We start from the raw sequence: 16,890 nt of genomic DNA, 5'->3' as shown, positions 1-16,890 counted from the left end.
ATACGGCCGCCGCATGTTATTCATTATTGGATCAAATTTAATGGAGGCCTCATGAAGAAGGCATTTATCACCGGCATCACCGGCCAGGACGGCTCCTACCTCGCCGAACTCCTGCTTTCCAAGGGGTACGAAGTGCACGGCATGATCCGCCGTTCCTCCTCCTTCAACACCGGCCGCATCGACCACATCTACCGTGACCCGCACGAAGCTGACACGCGGTTGTTCCTCCATTACGGCGACCTCAACGACGCGAGCTCTATCAACCGCCTGCTGCGCGAGATCCATCCCGACGAGATCTACAACCTGGGCGCCCAGAGCCACGTCCGCGTCTCCTTCGACGTCCCCGAGTACACCGGCGAGGTGGACGCCCTGGGGGCGGTGCGCATCCTGGAGGGGATCCAGGAAGCCGGCATCACCACCCGCTTCTACCAGGCCTCCTCTTCGGAACTGTACGGCAAGGTGCTGGAGACGCCGCAGAAGGAAACGACTCCCTTCTACCCCCGCTCGCCGTACGCCTGCGCTAAAGCCTATGCCTTTTACATCACGGTGAACTACCGGGAAAGCTACAACATGTTCGCCTGCAACGGCATCCTCTTCAACCACGAGTCGCCGCGCCGCGGCGAGACCTTCGTGACCAGGAAGATCACCCGTGCCGCCGCCCGCATCAAGCTGGGACTGCAGGACCGGCTCTACCTGGGCAACCTGGAGGCCAAGAGGGACTGGGGCTTCGCCGGCGACTACGTCGAGGCGATGTGGCGCATGCTCCAGGCGGACCGCGCCGACGACTACGTGGTGGCGACCGGCGAGACCCACAGCGTCCGCGAATTTGCCGAGCAGGTCTTCGGCAGCCTGGGTATGGAGCTCACCTGGAAAGGGGAGGGGGAGCAGGAACAGGGCATCGACGTCAAGACCGATAAGGTGCTGATCGAGATCGACCCGCGCTACTTCCGCCCGGCGGAGGTCGACCTGCTCCTGGGCGATGCCACCAAGGCCCGGCGTGAACTCGGCTGGGAGCCCAAGACCAGCTTCTCGCAGCTGGTGAAGATGATGACCGAATCCGACCTCGCCATCGCCGAGAGGGAACTGAGAGCCGATGGAAAGTGACGCCAGGATCTTCGTGGCCGGGCACCGCGGCCTGGTCGGTTCCGCCCTGGTGCGGCAGCTGGAGCGCGCGGGGTACCACAACCTGGTACTGCGCAAAAGCTCCGAGCTCGACCTGCGCGACCAGGCGGCGACGCGGGCGTTTTTCGAGGCGGAGCGCCCGGAGTACGTCTTCCTGGCGGCGGCCAAGGTCGGGGGCATCGTGGCCAACAACAGCTTCCCCGCCGACTTCATCTACGATAACCTGATGATCCAGAACAACGTGCTGCACTCTAGCTACCTCACCGGGGTCAAGAAACTGCTGCTTTTGGGTTCCACCTGCATCTATCCTAAGCTCGCGCCGCAGCCGATTAAGGAAGAGGCGCTGCTCACCGGCCCGCTGGAGCCGACCAACGAGCCCTACGCCATCGCCAAGATCGCCGGCATCAAGATGTGCCAGTCCTACAACCGCCAGTACGGGACCCGGTTCATCAGCGCCATGCCCACCAACCTCTACGGTCCCAACGACAACTTCGACCTCACCACCTCCCACGTCCTCCCCGCCCTGATTCGCAGGTTCCACGAAGCCAAGCAGTCCGGAGCGAAGAGCGTCACCATCTGGGGAACCGGGACCCCGTACCGCGAGTTTGTCCACGTGGACGACGTCGCCGGGGCCTCCCTGTTCCTGATGGAGCGTTACGAGGGGTGGGATCCGGTCAACGTCGGCAGCGGCGAGGAACTCACCATCGCCGACTTGGCCCGCAGGATAGCGGCGGTGGTGGGCTTTGCCGGCGAGATCCTCTTTGATATCTCCAAGCCGGACGGCACCCCGAGAAAGCTCAGCGACGTAAGCCGAATCCACGAGCTGGGGTGGCACCACAAGATCGAGCTTGACCAGGGGCTCAAAGACACCTACGCCTGGTACCTCGCCAACCGCTGCTGATCCCGTTTCCTTTCCCGACACTTCCCCGCGCTGCCGGTCCCGTTTACAGCCTGGACCGGAGGGTGCATTTAAGCTGCCGAATTCTCATGAATAACTCTGTCAACCACAATTTTGCGCCTTCTTCAATCTTTGTGCCAAAATTTTAGAGTTCCACTAAAATGCGCTTTACAGTGATTTTTTTAGATGCTATACTTCCTGCGAAATCATGCATAACTTCAATAATTTCAAGCGATTCCTAGGCGTCCTGGCAGTTGTTGCCTCCCTGTTGGTGATTGCCACCATAGTCTTCCGTATGCAGCAGGAAGTGGCCCCGAAGTTGTCGGTGCGCAAGCTTCCGCTCCAGGTGGATGTCTCCCTGCACAATTTCCATTACACGGAAACCAAACAGGGCATCAAGCACTGGGAGCTCAGTGCTACCCGGGCCGACTATAACAAAGCGGCCGACATCTCCTACCTCACCGGCGTGCGCATGGTGGTGCATGGGGCGGGGGGGCTGGGCGAGCTGGTGATCACGGCGGACACCGGGCAGTACCACAACGGGACCAGGGATATCGCCCTAGTTGGCAACGTGCGGGGGAAAAGCAGCAAGGGCTACGGCTTCTCGACCCATCGCGTCAACTACGTCGCGGCACGCAGCATGTTGCAGACCACGGAGCGGGTCGAGTTGACGGACATCGGAAGCCAGTTGGAAGGGACAGGTATGGAGTACTATACGCAGACTCGGAAGTTCAGGTTGTTGAAGGATGTAAGCGCCGTGTACCGGCAGGGGGGGGAGTGATGCGCCGAATCGTCTCCTGTCTCTCGCTGCTGCTTGCCCTGGCCACGACGGGCCACGCCGCGCAGGGCACCAGCAATAAAGAGCCTTTAAAGGTAAAGTCGGACACGCTCAATACCGATAACGAGAAGAAGACGGCAACCTTCGAGGGGAAGGTGGTCGCCCGCCAGGGTGACATGACCCTCTACACGGACCGTCTGGTGGTCAGCTACGGCGGCCCCAACAACGAGGTGTCGCAGGTCGAGGCATTCGGTAACGTGCGCATCGTGCAGGAAGAGCGCCAGGCGACCGGCGCCCACGGGGTCTACGACCCCAAGCTGGCGCGCATCGTCCTGGACGGCAACCCCAAGGTGGTTTCGGGCGAGGACGTGGTGACCGGCAAGATCATCACCTACTACGTCAACGAGCAGAAGAGCGTGGTTACCAGCGGCCCCAAGGAACGGGTGGAAGCGGTCATCCATCCGGGAGGAAAGAATGTCGGTGCCAAGCCGTAGCACCCTCTACACCAAGGGACTGCAAAAGGGTTTCAACAAGCGCATGGTGGTGAAGGGGGTGGACCTGGAGATCTCCTCGGGAGAGGTGATCGGGTTGCTGGGTCCCAACGGTGCCGGCAAGACCACTACCTTCTACATGGTGGTGGGGTTGACCCGTCCCGACCAGGGACAGGTCTTCCTGGACGGCGAACCGATCACCGGGCTCCCCATGTACCAGAGGGCGCGTCGCGGCATCAGCTACCTGCCGCAGGAGCCATCGGTGTTCCGCCGCCTCACCGTGCGGGACAACCTGATGGCCGTGCTGGAGACCATGGACCTGGAGCCGGTTCGGCGCAGGGAGCGGGTGGAAGAGTTGCTGGCGGAGTTCCGGGTCGAGCACATTGCAGGGAGCCGCGGCTACGCCCTTTCTGGCGGTGAGCGGCGCCGCGTCGAGATCGCCCGGGCCTTGGCCACCGATCCCAGCTTCATCCTGCTCGACGAGCCCTTCGCGGGTATCGACCCGATCGCGGTGATCGATATCCAGAACATCATCAGGGCGCTGAAGGAGAAGGGGCTGGGGGTGCTGATCTCCGACCACAACGTGCGCGAGACCCTCGGTGTCTGCGACAAGGCCTACATCATGAACGCCGGCGAGGTGCTCGAAGTGGGCGACCCGGTGCAGATTTCACAAAGCAAGAAGGCACGGGAAATCTATCTGGGTGACAAGTTCAGGCTGTAAAGAAAAATTACGTTCTATGTTCTTGTCGCTGCGCTCCACATTAAAATGCGAAATCAAGGTCGCCAAAGTTCGTTGCTCACGCTATAATGAGAACAAAGAGAACAGTTACTCCATGAACATCGGGACGTTCCATTCTCATACAGCTCGCATGATCATCAATTACACGGTTTATCAATAGGTTCCCGGTTTTTTATGTAGAACAACCAGGCAGAACGCAGAACGGTTTTCAAGGGTTTGTGAGGACTTATGGCAATAGAGATGCGCCAGCAGATGAAAATGAGTCAGCAACTGGTGATGACCCCCCAGTTGCAGCAGGCCATCAAGCTGCTTCAGCTCTCCCGGCTGGAGTTGCAGGACGTAGTGCGGCAGGAGCTTGAGGAAAATCCCATCCTGGACGAGGTAATCGAACAGGAGGAGATCCGCGAGCCCGAGCAGCTCGAACTGCGCGAGAAGGAAGCGGAGCCGGAGAGTGCCGCCAATGACTTCCAAGAGGTCCGTGCCGGTGAAGAGACCCGGGACACCGACTGGGACTCCTACATCGACGGCTACAACTACAGTTCCGGCGAGCAATACTACGACGACGAGGACCGCCCCTCTTTTGAAAACCTCCTGACCAAGAAATCTACCCTGTTCGACCACCTGATCTGGCAGCTGAGCCTCACCCGCCTCACTGAGCGCGAGATGGTGGTTGGCGCAGAGATCATCGGCAACATCGACGAGGACGGCTACCTGCGCGCGAGCCTCGAGGATATCGCGTCGGCCTGCGTCCAGGCGAGCCCCTTCCTCGAAGAGGCCCTGGAGTGGGCTGGGCTTCCCGCCGACGCCTCCGAGGATCAATCGACCGAGGCGGCGGACGGTTTCGCCGAGAGCGTGTTGACCCCGCTGGTCGAGGGGGTGCTGAAGCGGATCCAGGAGTTCGACCCGGTCGGCGTCGGCGCCCGCGACCTACGCGAGTGCCTGCTGATCCAGGTGGCGAGCCTGGGTATGGCGGGGAGCCTGGTCGAGGCGCTGTTGCGCGACCACCTGAAGGATCTGGAGAGCCACAAGTACAAGCAGGCGGCCAAGGTGCTCGGGGTGGACGTTAACGATATCCTGGCGGCGACCCGCATCATCGCCGAGCTCGACCCCAAGCCGGGCCGCGTTTTCGGCAGTGACGACGTGCAGTACATCTCCGCCGACATCTTCGTGCACAAGGTAGGCGACGAGTACGTGGTGATGCTCAACGACGAGGGGATGCCCAACCTCAGGATCAACCCGATCTACGCTCCCGAAGCCAAGTCAAGCCGCGCCGTGGACAAGGTGGCCGAAGACTACATCGGTGAGAAGATGCGCTCCGCCATCTGGCTCATCAAGAGCATCCAGCAGCGCCAGCGCACCATCTTCAAGGTGGCCAAGAGCATTGTCAAGTTCCAGCGCGACTTCCTTGACCGCGGCATCGAATACCTGCGCCCGTTGGTGCTGCGCGACATCGCGGAGGACATCGGCATGCACGAGTCCACTATCAGCCGCGTCACCACCAACAAGTATATGCAGACCCCACAGGGGCTCTTTGAGCTGAAGTACTTCTTCAACTCGGGGATCTCCACCGGCGAGGGGGACTTCATCGCCTCCGAGAGCGTCAAGAGCAAGATCAAGGAACTGGTGGACAACGAGGATCCCAAGCGCCCCTACTCGGACCAGCGCCTGGCGGAGATGTTGTCCGACCACAACATCGTCATTGCACGGCGCACCGTGACCAAGTACCGCGAGATGCTCCGCATCGGTTCGTCCTCGGAGCGCAAGAAGCATTTCTAAACGCGGACACCGCCGTGTGGCGGGCGCTTCGCGTGTATTGACAATAAAGGGAGGTACTTCGTATGCAGATAACCACGACTTTCAGGCACATGGAACCGAGCGAAGCGCTGAAAAGCTACGCAGAGGAGAAGCTGGACCGGGTTAAGAAATATATAGACGAGCCGATTGTCGTCCAGGTATTTTTGACCGTTGAGAAGATCCGTCACATGGCCGAGGTGACCATCAACGCCAAGGGGATCACCATCAAGGCCGCGGAAGAGACCAACGACATGTACGCCTCCATCGATGCAGTGTCCGACAAGATCGAGCGCCAGTTGCGCCGCTTCAAGGAGCGCATCAAGGCCCACAAGCCGGCTTCCGACGCGCGCGAGCGCCAGGTACAGAAGGCGATCGTGCAGGCCCAGGGGATCGAGGAAGGAACCCAGGCCCCGGTCATCATCAAGACCAAGAGCTTCACCATGAAACCGATGTCCGTCGAGGAAGCGGTGATGCAGATGGAACTTTTGCACAAGGACTTCCTGGTCTACACCGAGTCCTCCACCGAGACCATCAACGTGGTTTACCGCAGGAAAGACGGCAACTACGGCCTGATCTCCCCGGAGAACCCGTAGCGCTCTTTTGAGCTGAACAAAGGACCCGGAGCCCCAGTCCCGGGTTGAAAAATGCGGATGGGAGGCGTCCCCGTGGCGTCTCCCATCGCGATAACGGCCCCTTCTGGGGCTGTTCGCGTGCACGGGGGAAAGGTCGCAGCATTGACAAGCATGAGCCTCAGCATCAAGGACCTGTTGGAAGACAAGGCTTACGGCCTCGACCTGCAGCTTCTGGGCGGTGAAGCGGGCCTCAGTAACCGGCTCTACAGCTCCCGCATCCAAAAGCCGGGCCTGGCCCTCACCGGCTACACGGAACACCTGCATCCGGACCGGGTCCAGGTGCTGGGTAACACCGAGATCTCCTACCTGAGCCAGATACCCGAAGAAGTCGGTTCCCGGCACATCGAGAAGCTGTGCAGCTACCCCATCGCCTGCTTCATCGTCACCAAGGGGCTCGATCCCCCGGAGTTCCTGAAACGCAGCGCCGAGGCTGCCGGTATCCCGCTCCTGGTGACCCACCACCAGTCCTCCACCTTCATCAGCCTGATCACCAAGTTCCTCGAAGAGAGCCTGCTTCCCTCGACCCATATCCACGGCGTGCTGGTCGACGTCCTCGGTGTGGGCGTGCTCCTTCTGGGCAAGAGCGGCATCGGCAAGAGCGAGTGCGCACTCGACCTCGTCATCCGCGGCCATCGCCTGGTGGCGGACGACGTGATCCACATCAAGAAGAAGATGCCGGCGGCGCTGGTGGGACAGGCGGGCGAGACCATCCAGTACCACATGGAGATCCGCGGCCTGGGCATCATCAACATCAAGGACCTGTACGGGGTCTCCTCGATCCGCGAGAAGAAGATCATCGACATGGTCCTCGAACTCATGGAGTGGGACGCGAACCAGGAATACGAGCGGCTGGGGATCGACGAGCCGGTCAAGACCATCCTGGGCGTCGACCTGCCCCACGTGAAGATACCGGTCCGACCGGGCCGGAACCTGACCTCGATCATCGAGGTCGCCGCCAGGAACTTCCTCCTGAAGGGGATGGGGTACCATTCCGCCCGCGAGTTCCACGAGAAGCTCCTGGCCCGCCTGGAGTTCCGCCCCTTGGGCAACGAGGTGGAATAGCATGCGCATCGTCATCATAACCGGCCTCTCCGGCTCGGGAAAATCGACGGCGGTGAAGGCCTTGGAGGACGAAGGCTTCTTTTGCCTGGACAATCTGCCGGTCTCGCTGGTGAGCACCTTCATTGAGCTGGTGGAGCACTCCCGCGAGGACATCAAGGACGTGGCCCTGGTGATGGACATCAGGAGCCGCGACTTCATCAAGGGGTACGACCAGGTATTCCAGGCCATCGCCTCGGCCGGGCACAGCGTCAAGATCTTCTACTTCGACGCCACCGACGAAGTGCTGATCCGGCGCTTTTCCGAGACCCGTCGCCGCCACCCCGCCCTGGAAGGGGCGAGCGTCCCGGAGGGGATCCGCTTCGAGCGCGATCAGCTGGCGGGCCTTCGGCGCATCGCCACCGCCATCATCGACACCTCGGAGATGAACGTGCATCGCCTCAAGGAGGTGGTGATCGGGCTTGTCAAGGGGGGGGAGGGCGCCCTGGAGATGCAGGTGAACCTGCAGTCCTTCGGCTTCCGCTACGGGCTCCCCCTGGAGAGCGACCTGGTCATGGATGTGCGCTTTCTCCCCAACCCTTACTTCGTGCCCGAGTTGCGCCACTTCTCCGGCCTGGAGCCGGGGGTCCGCGAGTACGTCTTGAAGCAGAAGGAGACCGTCGTGTTCCTGGAGCGGTTCCGGGACATGCTGGAGTTCCTGCTGCCGGGGTACCGCAGGGAAGGGAAGTCCTACCTGTCGGTTTCCATCGGCTGCACCGGCGGCAGGCACCGCTCGGTGGCCATCGCAGAAGAGCTGTACCACTACTTCCGTCAGCGGAACGTGAACATAAAAATTTCCCACAGGGATATAGAGAAGGGGCTGGGATGATAGGACTGCTTTTGGTAGCACACGCCGGCGTGGCCAGTGAGCTTTTGACCGCGGCGGAGATGATAGTAGGGAAGCTGGAACTGGCCGAGGCGGTGGGCATTGCTCCCGATGCATCGGCCACCGATGTCATGAACGACATCAAGGAGGCCGTGGCGCGGGTTTCCGGCGACGGTGCCATCATCATGACCGACATGTTCGGCGGCACCCCGTCCAACATGAGCATCTCCTTTCTGCAGGAAGGAAAGGTCGAGGTGCTGACCGGGGTGAACCTCCCGATGCTGATCCGTTTCACCCAGGAGCGCAACCGCTGCAGCGTCTCGGAACTGGCGCTGAAGCTCAAGGAGAGCGCGCAGGAAGGGATCACGGTAGCCGGAGATTTCCTTAAAAAGTAAGCGAAAAGGATGGTTTACCCAGCGGAGCCTTAGCGCAGACTCTGGACAAGTAACATAAGGAGGGTTTATCCACCGAAGCCTTCGGCGTAGGAGGATGAGTGCACATATGATAGAAGGCGAATTCGTAATACCGAACAAGCTGGGGCTGCACGCCAGGGCGAGCGCGCTCCTGGTGAAGACCGCCAGCGGTTTCTCCTCCGAGATCAGGATCGAGCGCGAGGGGGTCGAGGTGAACGGCAAGAGCATCATGGGGATCATGATGCTGGCGGCGGCCAAGGGGAGCACCATTACCTTGAAGGTCGAGGGGACGGACGAGGTCGAGGCCTACGCCGCCATCGGGGAGCTGATCCGGAATGGATTCGGAGAAGAGTGAGTCGAGACAGTTGAAGGGGATCGGCGCCTCCGCCGGCATCGCCATCGGGCAGGTCCGCATCACCGACCGGCGCCGCGTAGCGGTCACCGAGGTGCTGGTGGCCAACGAGGAGATCCCGGGGGAACTGGACCGCTTCACCCGAGCCATCGAGCGCGCCAAGGGGGAGCTCTTCGACCTGCGCGAGCAGCTCTCCAGCACCCACGGTCCCGAGCACCTCTGCGTCATCGACGCCCACTTGATGCTGCTGGACGACACTATGCTGGTCGGGGAGACCACGCAGTACATCGAGCGGCTCGGCATCAACGCCGAGGGCGCTCTGAAGAGGACCCTCGGGCGCTTCAAGGCCTTCTTCGACGGCGTGGACGACGAGTACCTGCGCGAGCGCGGCAACGACGTGGAAACTGTAGTCGAACGCGTGCTGCGGCACATGGTGGGGCAGAAACAGGAGCCCCTGGACAGCATCGAGGGGAAGGTTATCGTGGTGGCCCACGACCTCTCCCCGGCCGACATCCTGCAGATCGACAAGAACAAAGTGATGGGCTTCATCACCGATCTCGGGGGGAAGACCTCCCACTCCTCCATCCTGGCGCGGGCCTTCGAGGTCCCCGCGGTGGTGGGGCTGGAGCGGGCCACCGGGGAAGTCTGTGAAGGGGACACCCTGATCATCGACGGCGCCGCCGGCGTGGTGATCATCAATCCCAGTGCTGAGGAATTCAAGGAGTACCTGCAGAAGAAGCAGCGCTACGAGTACGTGGAGCGGGAGCTGTTGAAGCTGCGCGACCTGCCGGCCCAGACCCTGGATGGGCATCGCATGCGCCTCAAGGGGAACGTGGAGTTCATCGAGGAGGTTGCCTCGGTGCACAAGCACGGCGGCGAGGGGATCGGCCTGTACCGCACCGAGATGCTCTTTTTCAACCGCAGCAAGCTCCCCACCGAGGAAGAGCAGTTCGAGGCTTACGCAGCTCTGGTGAAGAAAATGGCGCCGCAGCCGGTGACCATCAGGACGCTCGACATCGGCGGTGACAAGTGCCTCACCGATCTCGACCTCTCCGACGAGATGAACCCGGCGCTGGGGGTGCGGGCGATTCGCCTGTCGCTGCGTCAGCCCGAGGCCTTCAAGGCGCAGTTGCGGGCGATCCTGAGGGCGAGCGCTTTCGGCGAGGTGAAGCTCTTCTTCCCGATGGTATCCGGAGTGGCCGAGGTGCGGGCCGCCAAGGCCCTCTTGGAGCAGGTGAAAGAGGAACTGCGCGGCAAGCACCCCTTCGACGAGCAGGTGCAGGTCGGCATCATGATTGAGATCCCGTCAGCCGTGGTTATCGCCGATCTGCTGGCAGCGGAGGTCGACTTTTTCAGCGTCGGTACCAATGACCTGATCCAGTACACGCTGGCCATCGACCGCACCAATGAGCACCTCTCCTCGCTGTTCCAGCCGCTGCACCCGGCCGTGCTCCGGTCGCTGAAGACCATCGTCGACGCGGCCCACGCGGCGGGGATCGAGGCGTCCATCTGCGGCGAGATGGCGGGGGACCCCGAGTACCTCCCGATCCTGTTGGGGCTTGGCTACGACGAGTTGTCCATGAATGCAGTCTCTATCCCGCGGGTCAAGAAGATCCTGCGTCGCTGCACCGTGCAGGAGGCGCGCGAGGTGGCCTTGAAGGCGCTCAGCTTTGCCACCGCCGCCGAGGCGGACGCCTACCTGAAGGGGATGATTGCCGCCCGTTTCTCCGAGAGCTTCGACTAGGGCAGGGGTTACCGCGTCAGCGCCTGCAGCGCGAGCTCGACTGCCAGTGCCAGCCGTTTTCCCGCCCTGCGTGAATTCCCCGCCAGCCTGATCAGTTGTGGAATCAACAACGGCCGCTTTGCGATGGTCCACGCCACCCGCCAGGGGGTGAGGTGCAGATCGGCGTCGCAGAACTCCTCGATGGCAAACCCGAGCTCCTCGTCGGCCGCATCGCTCACTCCCCGGATCGCCACCAGCGGTATCCCTGCAGCCTGTGCCTGTTCGAGTACCGCCGCCGTTTCCATCTCGAGCAGCGGCAGCGGCGTGCTCCCGCCGAGCCGGCTCGCCATCTCGGTCTTGTTCCTGATGCCGCAGGCGGTGATGAAGCCACCGCGCCGTACCTGCAGCCCCACCTTGGCGCAGTAGTCCTGCACCAGGGACACCAGGGGGGCGTCGGGTTGCGGGAGTTCGCGCAACGTCCCCTGGTCCAGGTGAAAGACGCGGTCCGCCAGCACCAGCTCGCCGACTTCGAGGCCGGCCAGCACGGCGCCGCCGAAGCCGAAATTGAGGATGGCATCCGGGTTGGCGTGCCTGATCAGCGCCCTGGTCGCCGCCGCGGCCTGCGCCGGCCCCATGCCGGACTCGATGAGGTAGACCAGGCTGCCGTTGACGGGGAAGCGGTACAGGTTGCGCCCGTCGATGTTGCCCCGGGCATATCCTTTTATGCGCGCCAGCACCGGCGCGATCTCCTGGGGCATGGCAGCTACGACACCCAGGCTTTTGTTTTCCTTGGCCATTTTGGTTCTCCCTTTCGACCGGTCACTTTATCAGAGGGGAGCCGCCACCGCAACGCTTTCCCGGACTTGGGGGCGGTTCACCTTGACAAAAAGTGGCCGCCGTCTTATAGTCAGGATTCTTTTTTTAGTGTGACGCTATTAATCTGGAGGGGTGTATGAAGCCGTTGTTTTTGAACCCGCCGACCTTTGAGGATTTTGACGGGGGTGCTGGTGCCCGCTACCAGGCCTCGCGCGAGGTGACCTCTTTCTGGTTCCCCGGCTGGCTCACCTATCCGGCCGGGATGATAGAAGGCTCCCGCGTGGTCGACGCGCCGGTACAGCGCTTGGACCTCGATGCGTGCCTTGATATAGCCAAAGATTACGACATGGTGGTGATGTACACCTCCACCCCGACTCTGGCCATCGACGTGGAAACCGCGCGCCGGGTCAAGGCGCAGAAGCCGGGGACGGTGACGGTACTGACCGGCCCCCACGTGAGCATCCTCCCCGAGGAGAGCCTCCGCTTCGCCGCCGGTGCGGTTGACATCGTCTGCCGCGGCGAATTCGATTATTCCACCAAGGAACTGTGCGAAGGTAAGCCGTGGGAAGAGGTGGACGGCATCAGCTTCATGAAAGACGGCAAGGTGGTGCACACCAAGGACCGCCCCCCCATCGCCGACCTGGACGCGCTTCCCTTCGCCAGCAAGGTTTACCAGCGCGACCTCCCCATCGACGAGTACGTGATTCCGCATTTCCGGCATCCCTACGTCTCCATCTACGCCAGCCGCGGCTGCCCCTCGCGCTGCATCTACTGCCTCTGGCCGCAGACCTTCTCCGGGCGCACGCTCAGAAAGAGAAGTCCGCAGAACGTGTACGAAGAGGTGAAGTGGATCAAGGAGAACCTTCCCTACGTGAAGGACATCTCCTTCGACGACGACACCTTCACCGCCGATAAGCAGCACGCCATCGCCATCGCCAGGCTGATCAAGCCCCTGAACGTCTCCTGGGTGATCAACGCCCGCGCCAACTGCGACTACGAGACCCTGAAGGAACTGCGCGAGGCGGGGATGCACCACGTAGTGGTCGGCTACGAGTCCGGCAACGAGCAAATTCTCAAGAACATCAAGAAGGGGGTCACCAAGGCGCAGGCGATCGAGTTCACCAAGAACTGCAAGAAGCTCGGCATCACCGTGCACGGCGCCTTCGTGCTGGGGCTTCCCGGCGAGACCCGCGAGACCATCAAGGAAACCATCGCTTACGCCATCGACCTCGACCTCACCTCGATCCAGGTGTCCCTGGCTTCCCCGTACCCGGGGACCGAGTTCTACCAGATGGCCAAGGAGAACGGCTGGATCGCCTCCGACAGCTTCCTCGACGAGACCGGTCACCAGAAGTGCGTCATCAACTACCCCGATCTCACCAACCAGGAGATCTTCGATGCGGTGGAGCTGTTCTACAACAAGTTCTACTTCCGCCCCCGCTACATAGCGCGCAGCATCTTTAGCATGCTGGTCGACTCCCAGGTGCGCCGCAAGCTCCTCAAGGAAGGCGCCCAGTACCTGAGCTACATGAGAAAGCGCAAGCAGGCCGCCTGCTAGCCGCATTGCAATGAAAGAAGTCATCTTCAACGCCGACGATTTCGGACTGAGCGCCGGGGCGAACCGCGGCATCATCACGGCCTGGCAGGAGGGGATGCTCACCAGCACCTCGCTCATGGTTGGTGGCGACGCCTTCGAGGAAGCGGCGGCCTTCGCCCGCGCCAACCCCGCTCTGCAGGTGGGGCTGCACCTCACCTTGGTCCAGGGGAGCGCGGTCCTGGCGCAGGGGGGATTGCCCGCCCTGACCGATGCCGGGGGGGAGTTCACTGACGACCCGGTGCAGGCGGGGATGCGCTACTTCTTTCTCAAGGGCCTGAGGAAAAAGCTGCGCCTGGAGATCGACGCGCAACTGGCCAGGTGCCGCGATGCCGGCGTCGAGCTGTCCCACGTCGACGGCCACCTCAACATCCATATGCACCCGGTGGTGTTCGACATCCTCTGCGAGCTGATGCCCGGCTACGGCATCAAGAGCTTTCGCCTCACCAGGGAAAACCTTCCGGCGAACCTCGCGCTGGATAAGACGCGGCTGGTGGGCAAATGTGCCGATGCCTTCATCTTCGCGCGGTTGGCCGATCGCTGCCGCCCTCGGCTTGAGCGACTCGGCATCCGCTACGCGCACGAGGTGAAGGGGCTGTTGAGCTCCGGGCACATGACCGAGGCGTATCTGCTGCGGGCGCTGGACGGTCTGGGGGAAGGACTCACCGAGATCTACTTCCACCCAGGCTGTCATCCCTGCGCTACGCTCACGCGACGCATGCCCGATTACCAGCACGAGGCGGAACTGGCGGCGTTGACCAGCCCCCGCGTAAGGGAGAAACTGGCCGCAGCCGGCATCAGACTGAGAAACTATCGCGGAGAGGAAAAGGCGTATGTTTAAAACCGTAGTGGTCATGCTGGCGGCGGTCACGGCAGGAACCATCGGGGACCTGTTGTTGGCCAGCGGCATGAAGGAGCTGGGAGACATCTCGACCATGAACCTGAAAGGGATCATGCGGGTCGCCGTGCAGGCGCTTACCACCCCTAAGCTGGTGTTCGGCACCGCCATGCTGGCCGTCTTCTTCTTCCTGTGGCTGGCCGTCCTCTCCTGGGAGGATCTCTCCGTGGCCCTGCCGATGCAGGCTCTGAACTACATACTGGTTGCCTTCCTGTCCCAGTACTTCCTGCACGAGGTCGTAAGCCCGCTGCGCTGGGCGGGGACCGTGCTGGTTGCGATCGGCGTCATCATGATCACCAAGAGCAGCGGGGCTTGATAGATTGTTTGAAATGTCTAAGGTTAGGAAATGCCTAAGCTTTTTCCCTTGATAAAAAATATCGCCAGGGGCTAATCTGTGGACATGAAAATTTCAGCCATATTGTCTTTTTTCGCAGTACTCATAATCTCCGCACTCCCTGCCCACGCCATGAGTCCCAACGAGAAGCTGGTCTACGATGTCAGCTGGACCGGGATCAAGGCTGGGACCACCACCCAGGAAGTCAGCACCAAGGGCAACGAACTCCACATCGTCACCATAACCCGATCACTGCCATGGCTGGACACCTTCTTTCGAGTGGAGGACCGTGCCGAATCGGTTGTAGTGCGCGGCAGCGGTGACAGGTTCGGTTCCCCCAGGTTCTTCCGCAACAAGATCAATGAGGGAAAGCACAGGCGCCTTAAGGAGGCGATATTCGACCAGCAGCGGCTCAAGGTAGAGTCGAAGGACCTCCTGGGTAAGACCCAGCGCGTGGACGATATCAGTGCCGTCACCTATGACCCGCTTTCCATCGTCTATTACGTCCGTACCCTTGAACTCGTTCCCGGTCATTCGCTGTTCGTCGACATCTATGATTGCAACAAGCTCTGGAATACCGAGGTGAAGGTTCTTAGGCGTGAGGAGATCGAGACGCCGGTGGGGAGATTTAAGACCATCGTGGTGCAGCCTTTGATGAAAGCCGATGGATTCTTCGCCCGTACCGGCGAGGTCAAGGTCTGGCTTACCGACGACGCTCTCAAAATACCGGTTATGGTTTCGACCAAGGTGAAGATCGGCAAGATCAAGGCCGTGCTGAGCGGCGGCAGTTACTGGCCGCAGGCGGCGGCAAAAACAGATTAAGGTTGAGGTTGAGGAAACCCTGAAACAACAAAAGGCAAAGGCTATTACAGCCTTTGCCTTTGCTTTTTCTCAACCTTAACCTCAACCTGCTTCTACAAGCCTCTAGAACTCCGCGTGCCTCGGCGTCCTGGGGAAGGGGATGACGTCCCTGATGTTCTCCATGCCGGTGAGGTACATGATCAGCCGCTCGAAGCCGAGCCCGAAACCGGCGTGCGGCGTCGAGCCCCAGCGCCTGGTGTCGAGGTACCACGACAGCGACTCCGGTGCGATCCCCGTTTCCATCATGCGCTGTTCCAATAGCTCCAGGCGCTCCTCGCGCTGACTCCCGCCGATGATCTCGCCGACCTTGGGTACCAGGAGGTCCATAGCGGCGACCGTCTTGCCGTCCTCGTTCTGCCTCATGTAGAAGGCCTTGATGTCCTTCGGGTAATTGAGGATGAAGACCGGTCCCCCCACCACCTGCTCGGTCAGGTAGCGCTCGTGCTCGCTTTGCAGGTCAAGCCCCCATTCCACCGGGAACTGGAACGACACCGGCGCCTTTTTGAGCCGCTCAATGGCCTCGCCGTAGTCCATGCGTGCGAAAGACGCCTGGGCCACCGCTTCGATCCGTTGGATCAGCCCCTTGTCGATCTGCGTGTTGAAGAAGTTCATGTCTTCGCCGCAGTGGTCGAGGGCGAAGCGGCACAGTCGCTTGAAGAAGGCCTCGGCGAGGTCGGCGTCATCGGCCAGGTCGGCGAACGCCATCTCCGGTTCGATCATCCAGAACTCCGCGGCGTGGCGCGCGGTGTTCGAGTTCTCCGCCCGGAACGTCGGCCCGAAGGTGTAAATGTCGGAGAAGGCCTGGGCGAACAGTTCCCCCTCCAGCTGGCCGCTCACGGTGAGCCCGGTGGCGGTGGCGAAGAAGTCCTTGGAGAAGTCGATGGCACCGTTCTCCAGCGGCGGGTGGGCGAGGTCGAGCGTGGTGACCCGGAACAGCTCGCCGGCACCCTCGCAGTCGTTGGAGGTGATGATCGGGGTGTGCACGTAGAGGAAGCCGCGTTCCGCGAAGAAGCGGTGTACCTCCTGGGCCAGTGCCGAGCGCACACGGAACACGGCACCGAAGGTGTTACTGCGTACCCTCAAGTGGGCGATGGTGCGCAGGTACTCGAAGGTGTGCCGCTTCTTCTGCATCGGGTATTCTTGGTCGGCACCTCCGACCACGTCGATGTGCTGCGCCTTCAGCTCCAGTGCTTGGCCGGCGGCCGGTGAGTCCTGCAGCAGACCGGTGACCGCAAGCGCGCTGCCGGTGCCGATGCCGGTAATCTCCTCGTAATTCTCCAGATCCGGCTCGACAACCACCTGGATCCCGGAGAGGCACGAGCCGTCGTTCAAGGAGATGAAGGTGACCCCCTTGCTGTTTCGGACCGTGCGTGCCCACCCTTTGACGAGGATGGTGCTGCCGGCTTTACCTGTTTCCAGCGCCTGTTTCACTTTGGTTCTAGCAGTCATGTGAACACCCCAGTGGTGGATTTTAAAGCATCATTTATAACATAGAGGGGTTAGCACGGCAAAAGCATAGTT

General features: G+C 61.4%; 18 protein-coding genes. 16 read left to right on the top strand and 2 right to left on the bottom strand.

What is annotated here, in order from left to right; genetic code table 11:
* Positions 1–51: 51 nt before the first annotated feature.
* From gmd to ptsP, 12 genes are all read left to right on the top strand, one after another.
* Entirely contained in the window at positions 52–1,104 is a 1,053-nt protein-coding gene (gene gmd, locus K7R21_RS19580) for a GDP-mannose 4,6-dehydratase (RefSeq protein ID WP_224984985.1), read from the top strand.
* On the top strand, positions 1,094–2,023 hold the full coding sequence (gene fcl, locus K7R21_RS19575; protein ID WP_224984984.1) for a GDP-L-fucose synthase: 930 nt from the start codon (positions 1,094–1,096) through the stop codon (positions 2,021–2,023). Before gmd ends, fcl begins: the two co-directional genes overlap by 11 nt.
* Before the next feature lie 205 nt (positions 2,024–2,228).
* Complete coding sequence (gene lptC, locus K7R21_RS19570; protein ID WP_224984983.1) at positions 2,229–2,801, top strand: LPS export ABC transporter periplasmic protein LptC; 573 nt, start codon at positions 2,229–2,231, stop codon at positions 2,799–2,801.
* Positions 2,801–3,292, top strand: coding sequence for a lipopolysaccharide transport periplasmic protein LptA (lptA, locus tag K7R21_RS19565; RefSeq protein WP_263630814.1), 492 nt, complete (start codon positions 2,801–2,803; stop codon positions 3,290–3,292). The genes lptC and lptA overlap by 1 nt, the downstream gene beginning before the upstream one ends.
* Complete coding sequence (gene lptB, locus K7R21_RS19560; RefSeq protein WP_224984981.1) at positions 3,273–4,010, top strand: LPS export ABC transporter ATP-binding protein; 738 nt, start codon at positions 3,273–3,275, stop codon at positions 4,008–4,010. The genes lptA and lptB overlap by 20 nt, the downstream gene beginning before the upstream one ends.
* A 246-nt stretch (positions 4,011–4,256) precedes the next feature.
* On the top strand, positions 4,257–5,804 hold the full coding sequence (rpoN, locus tag K7R21_RS19555) for an RNA polymerase factor sigma-54 (RefSeq protein ID WP_224984980.1): 1,548 nt from the start codon (positions 4,257–4,259) through the stop codon (positions 5,802–5,804).
* A gap of 62 nt (positions 5,805–5,866) precedes the next feature.
* On the top strand, positions 5,867–6,415 hold the full coding sequence (hpf, locus tag K7R21_RS19550) for a ribosome hibernation-promoting factor, HPF/YfiA family (protein WP_183349769.1): 549 nt from the start codon (positions 5,867–5,869) through the stop codon (positions 6,413–6,415).
* Between the two features lie 150 nt (positions 6,416–6,565).
* Positions 6,566–7,516 (top strand): HPr(Ser) kinase/phosphatase, encoded by a 951-nt coding sequence (hprK, locus tag K7R21_RS19545; protein WP_224984979.1) that lies wholly within the window; start codon positions 6,566–6,568, stop codon positions 7,514–7,516.
* A 1-nt stretch (position 7,517) separates the two neighbouring features.
* Positions 7,518–8,381, top strand: coding sequence for an RNase adapter RapZ (gene rapZ, locus K7R21_RS19540; RefSeq protein WP_224984978.1), 864 nt, complete (start codon positions 7,518–7,520; stop codon positions 8,379–8,381).
* Positions 8,378–8,773, top strand: coding sequence for a PTS sugar transporter subunit IIA (locus K7R21_RS19535; protein WP_224984977.1), 396 nt, complete (start codon positions 8,378–8,380; stop codon positions 8,771–8,773). The genes rapZ and K7R21_RS19535 overlap by 4 nt, the downstream gene beginning before the upstream one ends.
* 106 nt (positions 8,774–8,879) lie before the next feature.
* The gene (locus K7R21_RS19530) at positions 8,880–9,146 is read left to right on the top strand and encodes an HPr family phosphocarrier protein (RefSeq protein ID WP_224984976.1); all 267 of its coding nucleotides are present in this window, start codon (positions 8,880–8,882) and stop codon (positions 9,144–9,146) included.
* Positions 9,127–10,887 (top strand): phosphoenolpyruvate--protein phosphotransferase, encoded by a 1,761-nt coding sequence (gene ptsP, locus K7R21_RS19525; protein WP_224984975.1) that lies wholly within the window; start codon positions 9,127–9,129, stop codon positions 10,885–10,887. The genes K7R21_RS19530 and ptsP overlap by 20 nt, the downstream gene beginning before the upstream one ends.
* Positions 10,888–10,895: 8 nt before the next feature.
* Here ptsP and K7R21_RS19520 read toward each other — a convergent pair whose 3' ends face one another.
* On the bottom strand, positions 10,896–11,663 hold the full coding sequence (locus tag K7R21_RS19520) for a phosphorylase family protein (RefSeq protein WP_224984974.1): 768 nt from the start codon (positions 11,661–11,663) through the stop codon (positions 10,896–10,898).
* Positions 11,664–11,818: 155 nt separating this feature from the next.
* Here K7R21_RS19520 and hpnJ point away from each other — a divergent pair, with 155 nt between their 5' ends.
* The 4 genes from hpnJ (at position 11,819) to K7R21_RS19500 (ending at position 15,330) form a co-directional block, all read left to right on the top strand.
* A complete protein-coding gene (gene hpnJ / locus K7R21_RS19515; protein WP_224984973.1) occupies positions 11,819–13,240 on the top strand; it encodes a hopanoid biosynthesis associated radical SAM protein HpnJ in 1,422 nt (473 codons plus the stop codon).
* A 10-nt stretch (positions 13,241–13,250) separates the two neighbouring features.
* Positions 13,251–14,117, top strand: a complete 867-nt coding sequence (hpnK, locus tag K7R21_RS19510) for a hopanoid biosynthesis-associated protein HpnK (protein WP_224984972.1) — start codon at positions 13,251–13,253, stop codon at positions 14,115–14,117.
* Positions 14,110–14,490 (top strand): EamA family transporter, encoded by a 381-nt coding sequence (locus tag K7R21_RS19505; RefSeq protein WP_224984971.1) that lies wholly within the window; start codon positions 14,110–14,112, stop codon positions 14,488–14,490. Before hpnK ends, K7R21_RS19505 begins: the two co-directional genes overlap by 8 nt.
* A gap of 84 nt (positions 14,491–14,574) precedes the next feature.
* Positions 14,575–15,330, top strand: a complete 756-nt coding sequence (locus K7R21_RS19500; RefSeq protein ID WP_224984970.1) for a DUF3108 domain-containing protein — start codon at positions 14,575–14,577, stop codon at positions 15,328–15,330.
* A 102-nt stretch (positions 15,331–15,432) separates the two neighbouring features.
* On the opposite strand, the gene asnS is transcribed toward K7R21_RS19500, so the two are convergent.
* Entirely contained in the window at positions 15,433–16,818 is a 1,386-nt protein-coding gene (asnS, locus tag K7R21_RS19495; protein WP_224984969.1) for an asparagine--tRNA ligase, read from the bottom strand.
* Positions 16,819–16,890 lie beyond the last annotated feature (72 nt).

It is taken from the genome of Geomonas agri (assembly GCF_020179605.1).
Classification (GTDB): Bacteria; Desulfobacterota; Desulfuromonadia; order Geobacterales; family Geobacteraceae; genus Geomonas; species Geomonas agri.
Note: the sequence above shows the minus strand (reverse complement) of the source record. Positions and strands in the feature narration are given on the sequence as shown.